This is a genomic window from Variovorax sp. PAMC28562, assembly GCF_014303735.1.
In the GTDB taxonomy this organism is placed as follows: Bacteria; Pseudomonadota; Gammaproteobacteria; order Burkholderiales; family Burkholderiaceae_C; genus Variovorax.
In genome coordinates, this window is the sequence record NZ_CP060296.1 from 1993874 (window position 1) to 2011994 (window position 18121).

Sequence of the window (18121 nt, forward strand, 5' to 3'; positions counted from 1 at the left end):
CGGTCAGAGGCGGGATGGAGCGATGAGAACAATCTGCTGCCGGTGTCGAGTCAGGCCGAGACCGAGATTGCGGCCGGGACCGGCATTGGCGCGAGTCGATATCCGGCTCCGTAGATCGTCTGCAAATGCAGTCCATGGTCCTCGAGTGCAAGTCGACGGCGCATGATGAAGATCTGGTTGTCCAGAATGCGGGTGTTCATCGTTCTCAAGTTCTGGTTGGTCGCTTCGAGCAACTCGAATCGCGTCACGATGCGCCCAAGATTTCGAAACAAGGCGAGCGCCAGGCTGAAATGGTGCTCTTTCAGTTCGACGATTTGTTCGGGTGGCCCTGCGAAGACCACGACTGCGCTGTCGTGCAAAAACGTCCACTCGCCAAAGGTTTCTGCTGCGCTCCGTGCGTTGGTCGTCGGTGGCCGGAACCGGTTCACCCGTGCCAGCATCTCTATCGGCCTGAACGGCTTGATGACGTAGTCGTTGGCACCCACTGTCAGTGCCTCGGCCACTTCGCGCTCCGACCCGCGCACGCTCAGCATGATCACGGGTGACATCGACTGCTGAAAGATGCGTAGCCAGCGAACGATGTTCAGGCTGGTCATTCCTTCGGTCGTCGAATCGAGGATAAGAAGGTCGAACTTCTCGCGGCCCAGTGCGCGACGAAGATCGTCGCCGTTGTAGAAGCGGGAGCAGATTGTCTCGGCGTGCGGAGACAGCACCGAATTTTCCAGAATCGCGACCAGCGACTCCATTTGGACCGGCTCGTCTTCCAGAATCGCTATTCGCATGTTGACCCCGCCACAAACAAAGTAATGATGAAGTAATGATTTCACGCTACCGGCGTCGATTGAAAACGTCCATGCGCTAGCGCACAGAACAGAGTCAGACGTGACCTGGCAGTACATCCGTCGGCTTGTGCAGTTGCGCACGGTTTGCCGTCCGCGTCGTTGCGGCGAGCGAGCCCTCTCCGCAAAGTGCCAACAAGGTCACGCGCAGGCGATGGCGTTTGCAATCCGCAGCGCCGATCATGGGATTCCATCTTCCGGAGCTTTCCATGAACAGCCGCACCCATCGAGTCCGCTACGCACGCACCGCCACGCGCCAGCCGTCGCGTACGGCCCAGATGCTCGCGCGCTGTATTTCTGCGCTTATTGGCGCGCCGGCCAAGGTCGAAAAGCGGGCGCAAGAGCGCTTTGCGGCGCTGGCTCCCGATCAGCGCGTGCGCGAAATGGGTGAGTGGTAGCCGGATCGCTTTTCGCCGCGCAGAGATTTAGTGAGATTCAGTCAGGCGATTCGTCAACAATTGTAAATCGACGAGAGCCGAACATGCGTACAGCGTTGTTTAAGGACGATTCCATCCAAATGAAGCTGTTGGTAAGAGCGCTGGACAGCATCCCGGGAATGACCCGCAACCATCTGCGACCGACAATTGCTCCACGAATTCGGCCTGACCATTCATCCCTTCGCAATTTGAGAAGTGGTCTCACGGGCCTATCTGCCGGACGCAACCAACCAGGGTTTGCAAGACGGGAACAGCCACTTTTTGGATAACTCAATCTTGAAAGTGCGCCGAAAGTTGTCGGTGGTCGAAAAAAGTTTTCAACTGCAGACGGTCTGCGCAAAAGGGGTAGGTCTTTTGATGACGCACATCGGTTTGACGACTGGCGATGATGTCCCTGCATAGGTATTGGGAGGCAATCCGACGCATTTCACGATGCAATGTCGTGCCGCAGTTCTTGCTAGCAGTACTGTTGCCTCTCGTGATCGTTTGGAATGTCGATCCGGTTGCACCGCTTGCGGCGGATGAGATGGTGTACGACTGGGGGATGGCCGCCTTTGCGCCCCCGGCCGAATCCGCCGTCGAGATCATTTCCATCGATGAGGAAAGCCTCAAAAAACTGGGGCCATGGCCTTGGCCGGAATCGGTCCACACAAGATTTCTGCAGCAACTTGCCAAGCAGGCACCCAAGGCGGTTGTGCTCAACTTCAGGCTCGGCGTTCCGGTGCAAGCTGGCGACGACGACGTCGCTCTCGGAAATGCGCTGAGGCTTGCACCCGTCTTTTTGCAGGTTCGCGACGGGCAATCGGCGGCCCTTTTGGACCAGAACGCCAGCCTGCGCTTTCGAACGCGAAGATTTGCGCCAATGGCTCAGGGCATCGGACACGCTAACCTTGCGTCGAAGGGGACGAGCGAGTCGGTGCGCTTCATTCGTCTTTTTTCAGGCAAGCCAGACTCGTTGCTGCCCTATCTGGGTGCGCTGGTCGGTCCGTCACCAGAAGTGCGCCAAGCGGTTGCGAACACCAAGCAGTTGCGCATTGGGGCTCACTTCAGGGGCGGAACAGCGCATTCATCTACACCCTACTTTCAAGTGCTCGAAGGCAACTTTCGCCCCGACCAGTTCAACGGACGCACCGTGCTCGTGGGTCCGTCGCTTGGCTCGGGGATTGGTTTGCCGATGTACGTTGCGGGTGAGATGGGGGCCGTCTTGGTGTCGTCTACCGAGGTGCACGCCAGCTTCATAGACTCGCTTCAGCAAGGTACACAGGTGGCCGTGGCCACGCCGTTCGCGCTGTACGCGTGTCTCGCTCTGTCCATCTGGATTTCTTTTTTCTGGTTTGAAGCAATGTCGAAGGCAGCGCCATTGGTGGGTATCGTGGGCCTCGTTGTCGCGGTTTCAATCAGCATGGGAGCGCTGCGCTTCGTGCGCGTCTGGATACCGCCCTCGCTCTTCGGAATCGGGATCGGGGCTGCCTATGTGCTTTGGACCTGGCAACACATGAACAAGGTGCTCGGCTTTCTCAAGGCGCACATCGTCTCGTTGAGCCAGGTCCCAGCGGGAACCTTCGACTCCGGCGCGCCGCCCAAGTTAGACGGCAGCGACACGATCGATCGCTATATCGGCGCGCTCGATCACGCGATCTTCCGGCTCGTGCGTCTGCAAACGTTCACGCAACAGGGCCTGGAGCGACTCCCCATCGCCATTCTCATCTGCAGATTAGACGGGACTATTTCCCAGCTGAATGCGGCGGCCATGGCGCTGCTTCCAGAGTCTCTGGTCGGCTCACTGGTCAACGAAAGCCTACCGTTGCTCGTCAAGCGCATGACCGTTACTGCAAACGTCCGGCATCCCGGCATGGATGGGCATTGGTCGCAGGCGCTCGGTGGTGAATACGGCACGCCGCAAGGCAAGATCTTTCAAATCGATGCGGCACGCCTGCGCGACCCGCTGAATCAGGCGCCGGGCGCCTGGATCGTTGTGCTTCACGAACTCACGCAGCAGCGGCAGGCTGAACGGGAGCGCGCTGAGTGGCTGAACTTTCTTTGGCATGACCTGCGCAGTCCGCAGATCAATCTCCTGAGCCTGCTGGAACTGTTCGAGATGAAGCCGTCGCGCGTGGGTGTGGCAGAACTGGTGTCGGGCGTCCGGCACGAGGCTGAGCGAACCATGACGCTGGCTCAAAATTTCATCAGCAGCAGCACGTCTGAAGCACGCGACTACCGATTTTCCGTGGCGAGCCTTTCTTCTTTGTTGGTCCAAGGCATCGAGGCACTCGCATCGTCGGCGAAAGCTCGCAATGTCCGCGTGCTGCTGAGTTCGGCGAACGGCCACCCCGACCTCGTTCGCGCGGACGGCGGCATGCTGACCCGGGCCTTCGTCAACGTGCTTGAAAACGCCATCCGGCACAGTCCTTCCGGCGCCACCATCAGGGTGCGATGCATCGTAGAGACAGACCGAGAGGCGGTCGCCACCATTCATGACGAAGGAACCGGCATGTCGGCCGCCCAGCTAGATAACTTGCTTGCCCGCCGAGCCGACCTCGGCGTCAATGTCGAACTGGAAGGGCCCTCGCCATCTGGACAGGAGTTCGAAGTGGAGCCGGCCGATCGCGAGCCGCCACGCGATCCCAACCATGGCTTCGGTTTTGCCATGGTGAGGCAGGTGGTCGCGGCGCATGGGGGCTGGATTTCGGGATGGAGTGTGCCGGGCATCGGCACGACCTTCGCTATCGGATTGCCCCTGGCGAATGCTTAGTTTTCTTGGCAAGCGCAGAAGCCTTAAAGCATGCAGCGTCAACAGTCTGTGCGGTGCCGCACGTAAAGAGACTGAGTCGAACTTTAGTGCGGAACCGAACCGAACGCCCACACAGGCCAACAAATAATTGGGAGAATTATGGGACTGCTGTTGAAAATTTATTCGAGATTCCTGGATGAAAGTTGCGCTACAAGAGCTGAATCACAACCTTTTGCTTTCAGCGCTCCCCGAGTCGGAGCGACAGCGGTGGTTGCCAGAACTGGAGCTCGTTGAATTGCCGCTCGGACATGTGCTGTACGAGTCGAACAGCACGATGACGCACGTCTACTTTCCAACGACGGCGATCGTGTCTCTGCTCTATGTTCTGGAGAACGGTGCTTCGGCCGAAATCGCTGTGGTGGGCAATGAGGGTGTGGTCGGCGTGTCGTTGTTCATGGGCGGTGGTTCTACCCCCAACCGCGCTGTGGTTCAAAGCGCCGGGTTTGGATTCAAGCTCAATGCCCACGCAATGCGGGAGGAGTTCGACAGGGCCGGCCCTGTGCTGCATCTGCTGCTGCGCTACACGATGGCGTTGATCGTCCAGATGTCTCAAACGGCAGTGTGCAATCGCCATCACTCACTTGACCAGCAACTTTGCCGCTGGCTGTTGCTCAGTCTCGACCGGCTCGCGGGCAACGAGTTGTCCATGACGCAGGAACTTATCGCGAACATGCTGGGCGTTCGCCGCGAAGGCGTCAGCGAGAGCGCGCTGAAGCTGCAAAAAGACGGGCTCATCCGCTATTCGCGCGGCCGCATCACGGTGCTCGACCGCCCCGGGCTCGAGCTTCGCACGTGCGAGTGCTATGCAGTCGTCAAGGCCGAGTACGACAGGCTGCTGCCGCTCCTGAAAGACGGGTCTTTCGGTGCCGACTCGGCTGTCAAAAAATAACGCTCGATCAACCGAACAGATTGGCGGGCAGGCCCTCGGCGTCGATCTCGACAGCGAACAGCCCCCCCGCCAGCGGCTCGGCTTCCTGCTGCGCCGGCGTAAGCCCGGTGGCGGCGCTCGTTATAAACAAGGTGCGCATGTCAGCCCCGCCGAAAGCGCAGTCGGTGATGTGCCGCGTCGGCAACGTGACGCGGCACAGCTCGGCGCCGCTCATGGGCTCGTGGCAGCTGACGCAAGCGCCGCCCCAGTGCGCGATCCAGAGTCGGCCCGCTGCATCGGTGGTCATGCCGTCGGGCAGGCCGTCGCCTTTGGCGAAGCGCAGCCATTGGCGCTTGTTCGACACGCTGCCCGTGGCCATATCGAAGTCGTAGGCGTAGATCCGCCCGGTGACGGTGTCGTTGAAATACATCGTCGTGCCATCGGCGGACCAGGTCGGGCCGTTGGTGACGGCAAAGCCCTGGTCGTGACGTGAGCAGTCTCCGCGGCTGTCTTTTTCGTGGAGCTGATAGCGGTACAACGAACCGGTCGGTGCCTCGCAGGCCGCGTCCATCGTGCCGGCCCAGAAGCGACCTCGCGCGTCGCATTTGCCGTCGTTGAATCGATTGCCGATTAACTCCGGCTCGGGCTGATGCAAATATGTCGGGGCGGTATCCGGTAGCGCCGGATCGAACAGCGCAAAGCCCCGGCGCAGCGTGATCAAGAGACCCGGCGCATCGGATCGCTCGGCCAATGCGGAGATCTCTTCATCGAACGTCCAGGTGCTTTGCGCCGCGTCGGCGGGTCGCCAGCGGTGCAACCGAAAGCCGAGGATGTCGACCCAATACAGCGCCTGTTCACGCGGCGACCACACCGCTCCCTCACCCAGCGTCGCCGCGGCGGGCCAGATGCATTCAGGCTCGCCGAGCAGCGTCGGTGCCACACGGGATAAAAGTGCATTGCTCATAGTCGTTGTCTCCGTTTGCTTGACGCGGCAAATCCTAACAAGGCAAATTCGCACCTACGCAAGTCACTCCGGATCGAGCCGCTTTCCGTAGACCGTCAGGCTCGCTGCCTTCAGCGCGTTCATCATGATCTTCGCAGCCGGCGACAGCAGCCGGTCGGTGCGGGTGATGATGCCGAAGGCGTCCATGTGGCAAGGCATTGCCAGTGGCAGCACGGCGACGATGCCGTGCGATGCGTAGTAGCGCGCCACGTCGGTGGCCAGCACCGCGATCATGTCGCTCTGCTGCAGCATGCGCGTGATGAACAGCAGCGCTGCGCTCTCGATCACGTTGATCGGCGGGGGCAAGCCTTCTTCCTGGTACATCAGTTCGAAGCGGTGGCGCAGCACGCTGCCTGCGGGCGGCACGATCCACCCGGCGGACACCACGTCGCGCAGCGTGAGTCCGGCCATGCCGAGCAGCGGATGGCCGGAGCGCACGATGGCGCACACAGGCTCTTCTGTAAGCGCCTCGTAGCGCAGCTTCGATTTGTCGTGCTCCGCAAAAAGACGCGCGACCAGGATGTCGAGCTTGCCGTGCTCCAGTCGGTCGAGCAGCACCGGGCTGGTTTCGATCTCGAGCGCGATGCGCAGATTGGGCTGGTCGCGCTTGACCATTTCTACAGCGGGCGGCAACAGCACCAGGCCGGGCGCTGTAATCGCACCGACGTTCACTTGCCCGAAGCGACCCGCTTTGAGTGCCATCACCTCGTCATGCGCCTGGTTCAGGCTGGCAAGCGCGACTCGCGCATGGCGGATCATGGTTTCCCCGTACCAGGTCGGCCGCATGCCGCGTGGCAGCCGATCGAACAGCGAAACCTCCAGCACTTCCTCCAGATCTTTCAGCAACTTGGACGCTGCCGGCTGCGTCATGTTGAGCACCTGCGCTGCGCGATGGATGTTTCCCTCCTCGGCCAGGGCGACAAGCAACAGAAGCTGCCGCGTCTTGAGTCGCGCACGGATGAACCAGTGCGTGTAATTGGTCATGTTTCTTTGTTGTTGTTTGCGTTGATAGGGGTTTACCTGAATGCGGTTTCCGGTATCGATTGCACCCAATTTTTGATTGGAAAGATATTGGTGAGATTCCCATACTCGCCCCACCTTGAAGCGCACAGATCTTTCGCACGTCACTCATACCGCACGGCAGTACATCAACGGCCGTTGGCAGACCGGCGTGACCACCGGGTCGAGCGAGAACCCGTCCGACACCAGTGAAGTAGTCGCCGAATACGCCCGCGCCGACCGCAGCCAGACCGAGGCGGCCATCCGTGCCGCTGCCGATGCGTTTCCGCACTGGCGCCGCACCACGCCGCAGCGCCGTGCCGACGTGCTCGACCAGATCGGCAGCGAGATCCTGGCGCGCAAAGACCAGCTCGGCCTTTTGCTGGCGCGCGAAGAAGGCAAGACGCTGCCCGAAGCCATTGCGGAGGCCGCACGCGCCGGCCACATCTTCAAGTTCTTCGCCGGCGAGGCATTGCGTGTCGGCGGCGAATCGATGGACTCGGTGCGGCCCGATGTGCTGGTCGACGTCACCCGCGAACCGGTGGGTGTCGTCGGCCTGATCGCGCCCTGGAACTTTCCTTTGGCGATACCCGCATGGAAGATCGCTCCGGCGCTGGCTTACGGCAACACGGTGGTCTTCAAGCCTTCCGAACTGGTACCGGCCTGCGGCTGGGCACTGGCTGAAATCATCGCGCGGGCCACATTGCCGGCCGGCACCTTCAATCTGGTGATGGGCAGCGGGCGGGAGGTCGGGCAGACGATCGTCGAAAGCCCGCTGGTCGATGCGCTGAGCTTCACCGGCTCGGTGGCCACGGGTGAGCGCGTCTTGCAGGCGGCTTCGGCACGACGCGCCAAGGTGCAACTGGAAATGGGCGGCAAGAACCCGCTGGTGGTGCTGGCCGACGCCGATCTCGATCGCGCGGTCGACTGTGCCGTGCAGGGCGCGTACTTCTCGGCTGGGCAACGTTGCACTGCGTCGAGCCGATTGATCGTCGAGGCATCTGTGCACGACGCCTTCGTGGTGCGGCTGCGTCATCGGCTGGCCGCCTTGCACATCGGCCATGCGTTGGAGCGCGGTGTCGACATCGGCCCGGTGGTCAATGGCGAACAGCTCGCTCAAAACCTCGAATGGATGACCATCGCGCGCGACGAAGGCGCCGAGCATGTTTATGGCGGTGAGGCGCTGCAGCGCGCAACGACAGGCCACTTCATGAGCCCGGCGTTGTTCCTCGCCAAACCACAACACCGCGTGGCTCGCGAAGAAATCTTCGGCCCCATTGCCTGCGTGCTGCAGGCCGACGACTACGAGCATGCGCTGCACCTTGCCAACGACACGCCCTTCGGCTTATGTGCCGGCATCTGCACGACGTCCCTCAAGTACGCGATGCATTTCAGGCGGCATGCCGAGGTCGGCATGACGATGGTCAACCTGCCGACGGCGGGGATCGACTTTCATGTTCCTTTCGGCGGACGTAAGGGTTCTAGCTATGGACCCCGCGAGCAGGGCCGCTACGCTGCCGAGTTCTACACGTCGATCAAGACGGGCTACATGATGGCGTGAGTAAGAAAGACTACAAAGCAGCCCGCAACCGACCACGAGAACCGGCAAGGGCCGCGTTCACAAGAGTTTTCGCAGAGCGTTTTTTCACCAAAATCACAGGAGACAAACCATGGCAATCAATCGTCGCACTCTCACCACCGCACTCGGTGCCGCATCGCTCATCGGCATGCTGCCGGTCACCGCGCTGGCGCAGAAGAAACTCGTGCTCGGCTTCGCCCAGGTCGGCGCCGAAAGCGAGTGGCGCACCGCCAACACGGAGTCGATCAAGTCATCGGCCAAGGAAGCGGGCATCGACCTGAAGTTCTCCGACGCCCAGCAAAAGCAAGAGAACCAGATCAAGGCCATTCGCTCGTACATCGCTCAGAAGGTCGACGTCATTGCCTTTTCTCCAGTGGTCGAAACCGGTTGGGACACCGTGCTGATGGAAGCCAAGGCTGCCAAGATTCCGGTGGTGCTGACCGACCGCTCGGTCAACTCGAAGGACGACTCGCTGTACGTCACCTTCATGGGCTCCGACTTCGTCGAAGAAGGACGCAAGGCCGGACGCTGGTTGACCGAAAAAATGAAGGACCAGAAGGGCGACGTGAACATCGTCGAGCTGCAGGGCACTGTGGGTTCGGCCCCGGCCATCGACCGCAAGAAGGGCTTCGAGGAAATCATCAAGGCGGATCCCAAGTTCAAGATCATTCGCTCGCAGACAGGCGATTTCACGCGCGCCAAGGGCAAGGAAGTCATGGAGGCATTCCTCAAGGCCGACGGCAAGAAGATCAACGTGCTGTACGCGCACAACGACGACATGGCGATCGGCGCGATCCAGGCGATCGAAGAAGCTGGCATGAAGCCGGCCACGGACATCGTGATCATCTCGATTGACGCAGTGAAGGGCGCCTTCGAAGCCATGATGGCCGGCAAGCTGAATGTGTCGGTCGAGTGCAGTCCGCTGCTGGGCCCGCAGCTCATGAGCGCCGTCAAAGACATCAAGTCCGGCAAGACGCTGCCCAAGCGCATCGTGACGGTCGAGAGCATCTTCCCGATGGAAGTTGCGGCCGCCGAATTCCCGAAACGCAAGTACTGAAAGCCAGCACAACATGAAACGCATCTTCCTTAAAACACTGCTCGCTTCGGCCGTTGTCGCCACGATCGGCATCGCGCCGCTGGCCTATGCGCAGGACAAAGGTCCCATCGCCATCTCGATGCCGACCAAGTCGTCGGCACGCTGGATCGCCGATGGCGCCAACATGGTCAAGTACTTCAAGGAGAAGGGCTACAAGACCGATCTGCAATACGCCGACGACGACATCCCCAACCAGCTCGCGCAGATCGAGAACATGGTGACCAAGGGCGCGAAGGTGCTGGTGATCGCGGCCATCGACGGCACCACGCTGTCCGACGTGCTGCAAAAGGCGGCCGACAAGGGCGTGAAGATCATCGCGTACGACCGGCTGATCAAGGGTTCCAAGAACGTCGACTACTACGCCACCTTCGACAACTTCCAGGTCGGCGTGCTGCAGGCGCAATCGATCGAGAAGTCGCTCGACCTGAAGGGCGGCAAAGGGCCCTTCAATGTCGAGTTGTTCGGCGGTTCGCCCGACGACAACAACGCCTTCTTTTTCTACAACGGCGCGATGTCGGTGCTGAAGCCCTACATGGACAGCGGCAAGCTGGTCGTGCGGAGCAAGCAGATGGGCATGGACAAGGTCGGAACGCTGCGTTGGGACGGCGCGGTGGCGCAAGCGCGCATGGACAACCTGCTGTCGGCCTACTACACAAAGGACCGTGTCGATGCGGTGCTGTCGCCATACGACGGTTTGTCGATCGGCATCCTGTCGTCGCTGAAGGGCGTCGGCTACGGTTCACCCAAGCAGCCGATGCCGATCGTCACGGGGCAAGACGCAGAGGTGCCGTCGGTCAAGTCGATGATTCGCAAGGAGCAGACATCGACCGTGTTCAAGGACACGCGCGAACTTGCCAAGGTGACTGTCGCCATGGCCGACGCCATGCTCTCGGGCAAGACGCCGGAAGTGAACGACACCAAGACCTACAACAACGGCGTGAAGGTCGTGCCTTCGTATTTGCTGAAGCCGGTGAGCGTCGATATTTCCAACTGGAAACCGGTGTTGATCGACAGCGGCTACTACACCGAGAGCCAGGTCAAGTGAGCGTGCGAGCAAGAACGCGCCCTGGGGCGCAACGGGTTTGACCGACGCCATTCTGGAGATGCGCGGCATCACGAAAACGTTTCCGGGCGTGAATGCGCTCGACAACGTCAACCTCGCGGTGCGCGCAGGCGAGATCCATGCCGTGGTCGGAGAGAACGGGGCCGGCAAGTCGACGCTCATGAAGGTGCTGAGCGGCGTCTACCCGGCCGATTCGTACACCGGCGAAATCCGCTTCGAAGGCGAGCTGCGTCGCTTCAAGGGCATCGCCGACAGCGAGAAGCTCGGCATCATCATCATTCACCAGGAGCTGGCGCTGGTGCCGTTGCTGTCGATCGCCGAGAACATTTTTCTCGGCAACGAAACTGCGCACGGCGGCGTCATCGATTGGTTCGAAGCCTATGCGCGGACGCAGGCGCTGCTCGCGAAGGTCGGGCTCAAGGAGCCACCGACGGCGTTGATCACCAACCTGGGCGTCGGCAAACAGCAACTGGTCGAGATCGCCAAGGCGCTGTCGAAAGAGGTCAAGCTGCTGATCCTCGACGAGCCGACCGCCAGCCTCAATGAAAGCGACAGTGACGCATTGCTGGCGCTGCTGCTCGAACTCAAGGCGCAGGGTATCGCGTCGATTCTGATCTCGCACAAGCTCAACGAAATCGCCAAGGTCGCGGACTCGATCACCGTGTTGCGCGACGGCGCTACGGTCGAGACGATGGACTGCCGTACCGAACCGATCAGCGAAGACCGCATCATCCGCGGCATGGTCGGGCGCGACATGGCGCACCGCTACCCGCAGCGCAATCCGAAGATCGGCGAGACGATCTTCGAAGTCCGCGACTGGCATGTGAACCATGCGCAGCACGCCGACCGCGAAGTCATCAAAGGCGTCGACCTGCATGTGAAGCGTGGTGAGATCGTCGGTATCGCAGGACTCATGGGCTCGGGTCGCACCGAGTTCGCGATGAGCGTGTTCGGTCGCTCCTATGGGCAACGCATTCGCGGCACGGCGTTCATGCATGGCAAGCCGGTCGACCTCGGCACCATCCGCAAGGCGATCGACTGCGGCATTGCCTATGTCACCGAAGACCGCAAGGGACTCGGTCTGGTGCTCGAAGAAGACATCCAGAAGAACGTGAGCCTCGCCAACCTTGCGGCGGTGTCGAGTGCGATGGTGATCGACGACGGGCTGGAGTTCGAAGTCGCGAACAACTACCGCAACGCGCTGAACATCCGCTGCTCGGGCGTCGACCAGCAGGTGGTCAACCTGTCGGGCGGGAACCAGCAAAAAGTGGTGCTGAGCAAATGGCTCTTTGCCAAGCCCGAACTGCTCATCCTCGACGAGCCCACGCGCGGCATCGACGTGGGCGCCAAGTACGAGATTTACACCATCGTCGACCAGCTCGCGAGCGAAGGAAAAGGCATCTTGATGATCTCCTCGGAAATGCCCGAACTGCTCGGCATGTGCGACCGCATCTACGTCATGAACGAAGGGCGCTTCGTGGTCGAGTACACAGCCGCCGAGGCGTCGCAGGAGCGGATCATGCGCGCCATCGTCAACGCCGGGAGTTCCGTTCATGCAGAGTGAAGTGAATACCGTGGAGTCCGCGGTGACTGCCGCGCCCCGCGCGCGGCTGCACGTGGGTTTCATCAAGAACAACCTGCGCGAATACGGCATGCTGATCTCGCTGGTCGCGATCATGGTGCTGTTCCAGGTGCTGACCGATGGCACGCTGATGCGGCCGCTCAACATCACCAACCTGCTGCTGCAGAACAGCTACATCGTCATCATGGCGTTGGGCATGTTGCTGGTGATCGTGGCGGGCCACATCGATTTGTCGGTCGGTTCGGTGTGCGGCTTTATCGGCGCGCTGGCGGCCGTGCTGATGGTCGAGTACCACTGGCACTTCGTGCCGACGACCATCGTGTGCCTGGTCGCCGGTGGCGCGATCGGCGCGGCGCAGGGGTGGTTCGTGGCGTTCTTTCGTATCCCGTCGTTCATCGTCACGCTGGCGGGCATGCTGGTCTTCAAGGGGCTGTCGCTGGCGCTGCTCGAAGGCCAATCTGTCGGCCCTTTCCCGGTCGAGTTCCAGCGGCTGAGTTCAGGCTTTATTCCCGACGTGTTCGGCGGTGAAGAGCTGCGCACGACATCTGTCGTGCTCGGCGCCATCGCCGCGGCCGCGTTGCTGTTCTTCAAGCTGCGCGGCCGTGCCAAGCTGGCGAAGTACGGAATGGACCAGGAGCCCTACGCCTTCTTCCTCGTCAAGAACGTTTTCTTTGCCGGCGTCATTCTGTTTTTGAGCTACCTGCTGGCGTCGTACCGGGGCTTGCCCAACGTGCTGATCGTGATGGCGGTGCTGATCGTCGCCTACGACTTCGTCACCAACCGCACCACCATCGGCCGGCGCATCTACGCGCTGGGCGGCAACGAGAAGGCGGCGCGGCTGTCGGGCATCAAGACGCAGCGGCTGGCGTTTCTCACCTTCGTCAACATGGGCGTACTGGCCGCGCTGGCCGGGCTGGTGTTCGCGGCACGGCTCAATACCGCGACGCCCAAGGCCGGGCTGGGCTTCGAGCTCGACGTGATCGCCGCGTGCTTCATTGGCGGCGCGTCGGCCTCGGGCGGCGTCGGCAAGGTCATGGGGGCGGTCATCGGTGCCTTCGTCATGGGCGTGATGAACAACGGTATGTCGATTCTCGGTGTCGGCATCGACTACCAGCAGGTGATCAAGGGCCTGGTGCTGCTGGCGGCCGTGTTCATCGACGTTTACAACAAGAACAAGTGAGCCGCAACCCGTGAGTACGACCGCGCCGGTGCTGGAGCTCTCCGGCATCCACAAGGAATTTGCAGGCATCAGCGTGTTGCGCGATGTGCAACTGAAGCTCTATCCCGGCGAGATCCACGCGCTGATGGGCCAGAACGGCGCCGGGAAATCGACCCTTATCAAGGTGTTGACGGGCGTACTCGCATCCAGCGGCGGCGAGATGCGGCTGGCCGGCGAAACCATCCGGCCGGGCTCACCGCTGGAGGCACAGCAGCTCGGCATCAGCACGGTCTACCAGGAGGTGAACCTTTGCCCGAATCTGTCGGTGGCCGAGAACGTGTTCGCCGGGCGCTATCCGCGTTGCGGCATGACGCAAGGGTGGCGCATCGACTGGGCCGCGGTGAACCGGGAGGCGCAGCAACTGTTGGCGCGCATCGGGCTCGACATCGACGTGACGCGGCTGCTGTCGAGCTATCCGGTGGCGGTGCAACAGCTCGTCGCGATCGCCCGTGCGCTCGGGGTGTCGGCCAAGGTGCTGATCCTCGACGAGCCGACATCGAGCCTCGACGACGACGAAGTGAACAAGCTGTTCGACGTGTTGCGGCGTCTGCGCGACGAAGGGCTTGCGATTCTTTTCGTCACCCACTTTCTGAACCAGGTGTATGCCGTGTCGGACCGCATCACCGTGCTGCGCAACGGCGGCTGGGTCGGCGAATGGCGCGCGGCTGATCTCGGCCCGCAGGCGCTCATTGCCGCCATGCTCGGCCGCGAACTGGCAGCGCAATCGGCGCGGCCGACGGCGCTGCCGGCCTTCGATGAATCGGCGACAGCGCTGCTGCAGGCCGAGGGCCTGGGGCAAGCCGGTCAGTTGCAGGCGACCGACTTGCGCGTGCGGGCCGGCGAGGTGGTGGGCGTGGCCGGGCTGCTCGGTGCCGGCCGGACCGAGCTCGCGCGCCTGCTGTTCGGGCTGGAGACGCCCGACCGTGGCGTGCTGAAGATCGACGGTCGCAGCGTCACGTTTTCAAACCCGGCCGATGCCATTCGCGAAGGACTGGCGCTGTGCCCCGAAGAGCGCAAGACCGACGGCATCGTCGCCGAGCTTTCGCTGCGCGAGAACATCGCGCTCGCGTTGCAGGCGCGACTCGGTGTCCGGCGCTTTCTCTCTCTGGCCGAGCAGACCGCGTTGGCGGAACGCTTCGTCACCTCGCTGGGCATCAAGGCCGCGAGCGTCGAGACGCCCATCGGCTTGCTGTCGGGCGGCAACCAGCAGAAGGCGATGATCGCGCGCTGGCTTGCGACCGAGCCGCGCCTCCTCATCCTCGACGAGCCGACGCGAGGCGTCGACGTCGCCGCCAAGCAGGAGATCATGGAACAGATGTTGCAACTCGCCAAAGCAGGAATGGCTGTGATCTTCATCTCCTCCGAAATGAGCGAGGTGGTGCGCGTGGCGCATCGCATCGTGGTGCTGCGCGACCGCCGCAAGGTCGGTGAGCTGCCGGGCGGCAGCACCGAAGACGAGGTCTACGAAATGATCGCGGCCGAGCATGTCTGAAGTGTCTGACGCACTCCCTTCGGCCGGCAACTTCGCCGTCGTCATGCGGCATCGGCTCGCGTGGCCGGTGATCACGCTGCTTCTCCTGCTCGCGCTCAACACCGCATTCAATGCCAGCTTTTTGCACATCGAAGTGCGTGGCGGCCATCTCTACGGCAGCCTGATCGACATCCTCAACCGCGCGGCGCCGCTGATGCTGGTGTCGCTCGGCATGACGCTGGTGATCGCGACGCGTGGCATCGACATTTCAGTGGGTGCCGTGGTGGCGATCGCCGCGGCGGTGGCGGGCTGGATGATCGGTGGCTCGGTTGCGGGCAACGTCGCGCGCTTTCCGATGTCGCTCGCTATCGTCGCGGCCGTTGCGCTGGCGCTGGTGTGCGGCGTATGGAACGGCTTGCTGGTCGCCAAGGTCGGCATGCAGCCGATCATCGCGACACTGATTCTGATGGTGGCGGGGCGCGGCATTGCGCAGCTCATCACCGGTGGGCAGATCATCACCATCTACTACACGCCGTATTTCTTTCTGGGCAGTGGCTATCTGCTCGGCCTGCCCTTCTCGCTTTTCATCGCGGCGGCGGTGTTCGTGTTGCTGTACCTGGCGATCACGCGGACGGCGCTCGGGCTCTTCATTCAGGCGGTCGGCATCAACCCGACGGCGGCGCGCGTGGCCGGCATCCAGTCGCGCCGGCTCGTCGTCGGCGCCTATGCGTTCTGCGGCTTGTGCGCGGGCATCGCGGGTCTCCTGATCAGCTCCAACGTCAAGAGCGCCGATGGCAACAACGCCGGGCAGTTGCTGGAGCTCGACGCGATCCTCGCGGTCACGCTCGGCGGCACCGCGCTCACAGGCGGGCGCTTCAGCCTGGTCGGCAGCGTGATCGGCGCGTTGATTATCCAGACGCTGACGTACGCCATCTATTCGCTCGGCGTGCCACCTGAGATCAACCTGGTGGTGAAGGCGGTCGTGGTGTTCTTGGTGATGCTGATGCAGTCGCCGGAATTTCGTGGGCAGGTGCGGGCCCTGGCGGTACGCGCGCCGCGCGGGGAGGTGCGCGCATGAGTGCTGTCATCGCGCCGCCGGGGAATTCGTCCTCACCCCGACCGACTCCTGCCAGCGGGCGAGGGGGCAAGAAATTGAACCCTAAATACTGGCCCCTCGCTGCGACCGTCTCATTGTTCGTCTTGATGGCGACGCTTGGCTCGGTGCTCTACGACGGCTTCTTCTCGGCGCAGGTCTTCTTCAATCTGCTGATCGACAACGCGTTTTTGATCATCGTCGCGGTCGGCATGACCTTCGTGATCCTGTCGGGCGGCATCGACTTGTCGGTCGGCTCGGTCATCGCGCTCACCACGATGGTGTCGGCCACGCTGGTCGAAAAGCACGGCTGGAGTCCGTGGGTCGTCATCCCGCTGGTGCTGCTCATGGGAACCGCGTTCGGCGCGTTCATGGGCGTCTTGATCGAGCGCTTCAGGCTGCAGCCTTTCATCGTCACGCTGGCTGGGATGTTTCTGGCGCGCGGCCTGTGCTATCTCATCAGCATCGACTCGATCAGCATCACCAACCCGTTCTACGAGGCCGTGTCGCAGGCGCGCATTCCGGTGTGGGGCGATGCGTCGCTGTCGATCAGCGCGGTGATTGCCATCGTGGTGGTGCTGGTCGCGATATTCGTCGCCCATTGCACGCCGTTCGGTCGCGCCGTGTATGCCATTGGTGGCAGCGAGCACTCGGCCATGTTGATGGGCTTGCCAGTGCGCTCCACCCTGGTCGGCGTGTACACGCTGTCGGGCTTTTGCTCGGCGCTGGCGGGCGTGGTGTTCACCTTCTACATGCTGTCGGGCTACGGCCTGCATGCGGTCGGCCTGGAGCTGGACGCCATCGCTGCCGTCGTCATCGGCGGCACGCTGCTCACGGGCGGCGTGGGCTACGTGGCGGGTACGCTCTTCGGCGTGCTGATGCTCGGCATCATTCAGACGCTGATCTCGTTCGACGGGACGTTGAGCTCGTGGTGGACGCGCATCGTCGTTGGTGCGCTGCTGTTTGCCTTCTGCCTGCTGCAGCGCTTCTTCAGCGCGCGCGCCCCGCGCCGCTGATCACTGCATCATCAGATCAGCGGATCGGCGTGACCGTTTCTCGGATCACACCGCCGCCCAGCACGCTGCCTTCGATCTCGGTTTGTCCCGTACCGCGCACGCGCGCTTCGCAGGCACTGCGTTCCATGGGCGGTTGCAGGCTGCAGCGTGCCAGCGCGTTTTGTAAATAGTCAGGTGCGCCTGTCAGCTGGCCTTGGGCCGCAGCCTGGCGCGCTGCACCAGCCTCGCGGATGCACGCGGCGCGGTCTTGCTGGATATGACCGCACACAGCGAGTTCTTCCCGGTAAGTGCTGGCGCTGCCCGCAGCGTAGCCATCCGACTGATGTCGCGGCCCGGCGGCCGAAGCGACCCCGGCAAAGGCAATGCCCCCGGCGGCGAGGAGGACCGCCAGTGTCGACCGAATAGCTGAGTTTTTCATGGTGATGGCTCCTTCAGAAAACTAGGGAGGTACCAAGGATCACTTGGCGGGAGTGGTCGTCACGGTTTCGCGGATGACGCCGCCGCCCATCACGCTGCCGCTGGTGGAGGTCGAGGTGTCGCCGGCGCCGCCCTGAATGCGCGCCATGCAGTCAGCCTGGTCGGCTGCGGGCTGAAGCTTGCAACGCTCCATCGTGTTCGCGCTGTTGCCGGCAGGGCCGGCGGTCGTGAGCCCGGCACGACCGGCTTCCTGGCGCGCCGCACCGGCTTCGCGCAGGCAGGCGGCTTTGTCCTGCTGAACGCCATCGCATGTGGCCTTCTCGCTTTCCATGCGAGCCGCGGTACCGGGTGCCGCAGCCTGCTGCGCCCAGGCGGCGGGCGCGACGCCTAGCGTGACGACTGCGAAGAGTGCGCCGGCGGCCAGATGGTGCGCGAACGGAAGTACGAGAGATTTGTTGTTCATGAAAGAGGTCCTTATGGTCGCTTTGAACTGTCATGCCGGAAGCGCCCCCTGGGTGTGGGACTGCACAGCCTTTACAGGCGCTCCACGAGCCCGCGCGCTGCAGGATTTTTCCTACAAATCTCTCGAATGGAACGGCACGAGCCATCGCTCGCAGCCATGCAGGCCCGATCGGTGGCGCGCGATGT

The 18121-nt window shown here is 62.3% G+C and carries 16 protein-coding genes; 11 read left to right on the plus strand and 5 right to left on the minus strand.

The window, feature by feature from the left end; all coding sequences use genetic code 11:
* Window positions 1-50 precede the first annotated feature (50 nt).
* Window positions 51-782 (minus strand): response regulator transcription factor, encoded by a 732-nt coding sequence (locus H7F36_RS09440; protein WP_187054421.1) that lies wholly within the window; start codon window positions 780-782, stop codon window positions 51-53.
* A gap of 266 nt (window positions 783-1048) precedes the next feature.
* Between H7F36_RS09440 and H7F36_RS09445 the strand changes: the two genes are divergently transcribed.
* The 3 genes from H7F36_RS09445 (at window position 1049) to H7F36_RS09455 (ending at window position 4956) form a co-directional block, all read left to right on the plus strand.
* Window positions 1049-1237, plus strand: a complete 189-nt coding sequence (locus tag H7F36_RS09445) for a hypothetical protein (RefSeq protein WP_187054422.1) — start codon at window positions 1049-1051, stop codon at window positions 1235-1237.
* A 481-nt stretch (window positions 1238-1718) separates the two neighbouring features.
* Window positions 1719-4028, plus strand: coding sequence for a CHASE2 domain-containing protein (locus H7F36_RS09450; protein ID WP_187054423.1), 2310 nt, complete (start codon window positions 1719-1721; stop codon window positions 4026-4028).
* Window positions 4029-4203: 175 nt separating this feature from the next.
* Entirely contained in the window at window positions 4204-4956 is a 753-nt protein-coding gene (locus H7F36_RS09455) for a Crp/Fnr family transcriptional regulator (RefSeq protein WP_187054424.1), read from the plus strand.
* Window positions 4957-4963: 7 nt separating this feature from the next.
* Here H7F36_RS09455 and H7F36_RS09460 read toward each other — a convergent pair whose 3' ends face one another.
* Together H7F36_RS09460 and H7F36_RS09465 are read right to left on the minus strand one after the other, a co-directional pair.
* A complete protein-coding gene (locus H7F36_RS09460) occupies window positions 4964-5899 on the minus strand; it encodes an SMP-30/gluconolactonase/LRE family protein (protein WP_187054425.1) in 936 nt (311 codons plus the stop codon).
* 63 nt (window positions 5900-5962) lie between these two features.
* Window positions 5963-6922: a LysR family transcriptional regulator gene (locus H7F36_RS09465; protein ID WP_187054426.1), complete on the minus strand. Its 960-nt coding sequence runs from the start codon at window positions 6920-6922 to the stop codon at window positions 5963-5965.
* Between the two features lie 115 nt (window positions 6923-7037).
* Here H7F36_RS09465 and H7F36_RS09470 point away from each other — a divergent pair, with 115 nt between their 5' ends.
* The 8 genes from H7F36_RS09470 (at window position 7038) to yjfF (ending at window position 17056) form a co-directional block, all read left to right on the plus strand.
* Window positions 7038-8498, plus strand: a complete 1461-nt coding sequence (locus tag H7F36_RS09470) for an aldehyde dehydrogenase family protein (RefSeq protein WP_222620452.1) — start codon at window positions 7038-7040, stop codon at window positions 8496-8498.
* A 109-nt stretch (window positions 8499-8607) separates the two neighbouring features.
* Window positions 8608-9573 carry an ABC transporter substrate-binding protein gene (locus H7F36_RS09475; RefSeq protein ID WP_187054427.1) on the plus strand — a complete coding sequence of 322 codons (966 nt, stop codon included), beginning with the start codon at window positions 8608-8610 and terminating at the stop codon, window positions 9571-9573.
* A gap of 13 nt (window positions 9574-9586) precedes the next feature.
* Window positions 9587-10657 (plus strand): multiple monosaccharide ABC transporter substrate-binding protein, encoded by a 1071-nt coding sequence (chvE, locus tag H7F36_RS09480; RefSeq protein WP_187054428.1) that lies wholly within the window; start codon window positions 9587-9589, stop codon window positions 10655-10657.
* A gap of 58 nt (window positions 10658-10715) precedes the next feature.
* Window positions 10716-12239 (plus strand): multiple monosaccharide ABC transporter ATP-binding protein, encoded by a 1524-nt coding sequence (gene mmsA / locus H7F36_RS09485; protein ID WP_187054887.1) that lies wholly within the window; start codon window positions 10716-10718, stop codon window positions 12237-12239.
* Window positions 12229-13437, plus strand: a complete 1209-nt coding sequence (gene mmsB / locus H7F36_RS09490; RefSeq protein WP_187054429.1) for a multiple monosaccharide ABC transporter permease — start codon at window positions 12229-12231, stop codon at window positions 13435-13437. The genes mmsA and mmsB overlap by 11 nt, the downstream gene beginning before the upstream one ends.
* A gap of 10 nt (window positions 13438-13447) precedes the next feature.
* Window positions 13448-14968: a sugar ABC transporter ATP-binding protein gene (locus tag H7F36_RS09495; protein ID WP_187054430.1), complete on the plus strand. Its 1521-nt coding sequence runs from the start codon at window positions 13448-13450 to the stop codon at window positions 14966-14968.
* Complete coding sequence (locus H7F36_RS09500; RefSeq protein ID WP_187054431.1) at window positions 14961-16025, plus strand: ABC transporter permease; 1065 nt, start codon at window positions 14961-14963, stop codon at window positions 16023-16025. The genes H7F36_RS09495 and H7F36_RS09500 overlap by 8 nt, the downstream gene beginning before the upstream one ends.
* The gene (yjfF, locus tag H7F36_RS09505; protein WP_187054432.1) at window positions 16022-17056 is read left to right on the plus strand and encodes a galactofuranose ABC transporter, permease protein YjfF; all 1035 of its coding nucleotides are present in this window, start codon (window positions 16022-16024) and stop codon (window positions 17054-17056) included. The genes H7F36_RS09500 and yjfF overlap by 4 nt, the downstream gene beginning before the upstream one ends.
* A gap of 16 nt (window positions 17057-17072) precedes the next feature.
* Here yjfF and H7F36_RS09510 read toward each other — a convergent pair whose 3' ends face one another.
* Together H7F36_RS09510 and H7F36_RS09515 are read right to left on the minus strand one after the other, a co-directional pair.
* Entirely contained in the window at window positions 17073-17474 is a 402-nt protein-coding gene (locus H7F36_RS09510) for a hypothetical protein (protein WP_187054433.1), read from the minus strand.
* Window positions 17475-17513: 39 nt separating this feature from the next.
* Window positions 17514-17936: a hypothetical protein gene (locus H7F36_RS09515; RefSeq protein WP_261802558.1), complete on the minus strand. Its 423-nt coding sequence runs from the start codon at window positions 17934-17936 to the stop codon at window positions 17514-17516.
* Window positions 17937-18121 lie beyond the last annotated feature (185 nt).

Excerpts from the sequence above, each read along its gene's own strand:
- H7F36_RS09440 (WP_187054421.1), bottom strand. The coding sequence starts at position 782 with ATGCGAATAGCGATTCTGGAAGACGAGCCGGTCCAAATGGAGTCGCTG.
- H7F36_RS09445 (WP_187054422.1), top strand. The coding sequence starts at position 1,049 with ATGAACAGCCGCACCCATCGAGTCCGCTACGCACGCACCGCCACGCGC.
- H7F36_RS09455 (WP_187054424.1), top strand. The coding sequence starts at position 4,204 with ATGAAAGTTGCGCTACAAGAGCTGAATCACAACCTTTTGCTTTCAGCG.
- H7F36_RS09460 (WP_187054425.1), bottom strand. The coding sequence starts at position 5,899 with ATGAGCAATGCACTTTTATCCCGTGTGGCACCGACGCTGCTCGGCGAG.
- H7F36_RS09465 (WP_187054426.1), bottom strand. The coding sequence starts at position 6,922 with ATGACCAATTACACGCACTGGTTCATCCGTGCGCGACTCAAGACGCGG.
- H7F36_RS09475 (WP_187054427.1), top strand. The coding sequence starts at position 8,608 with ATGGCAATCAATCGTCGCACTCTCACCACCGCACTCGGTGCCGCATCG.
- chvE (WP_187054428.1), top strand. The coding sequence starts at position 9,587 with ATGAAACGCATCTTCCTTAAAACACTGCTCGCTTCGGCCGTTGTCGCC.
- mmsA (WP_187054887.1), top strand. The coding sequence starts at position 10,716 with ATGCGCGGCATCACGAAAACGTTTCCGGGCGTGAATGCGCTCGACAAC.
- mmsB (WP_187054429.1), top strand. The coding sequence starts at position 12,229 with ATGCAGAGTGAAGTGAATACCGTGGAGTCCGCGGTGACTGCCGCGCCC.
- H7F36_RS09500 (WP_187054431.1), top strand. The coding sequence starts at position 14,961 with ATGTCTGAAGTGTCTGACGCACTCCCTTCGGCCGGCAACTTCGCCGTC.
- yjfF (WP_187054432.1), top strand. The coding sequence starts at position 16,022 with ATGAGTGCTGTCATCGCGCCGCCGGGGAATTCGTCCTCACCCCGACCG.
- H7F36_RS09510 (WP_187054433.1), bottom strand. The coding sequence starts at position 17,474 with ATGAAAAACTCAGCTATTCGGTCGACACTGGCGGTCCTCCTCGCCGCC.
- H7F36_RS09515 (WP_261802558.1), bottom strand. The coding sequence starts at position 17,936 with ATGAACAACAAATCTCTCGTACTTCCGTTCGCGCACCATCTGGCCGCC.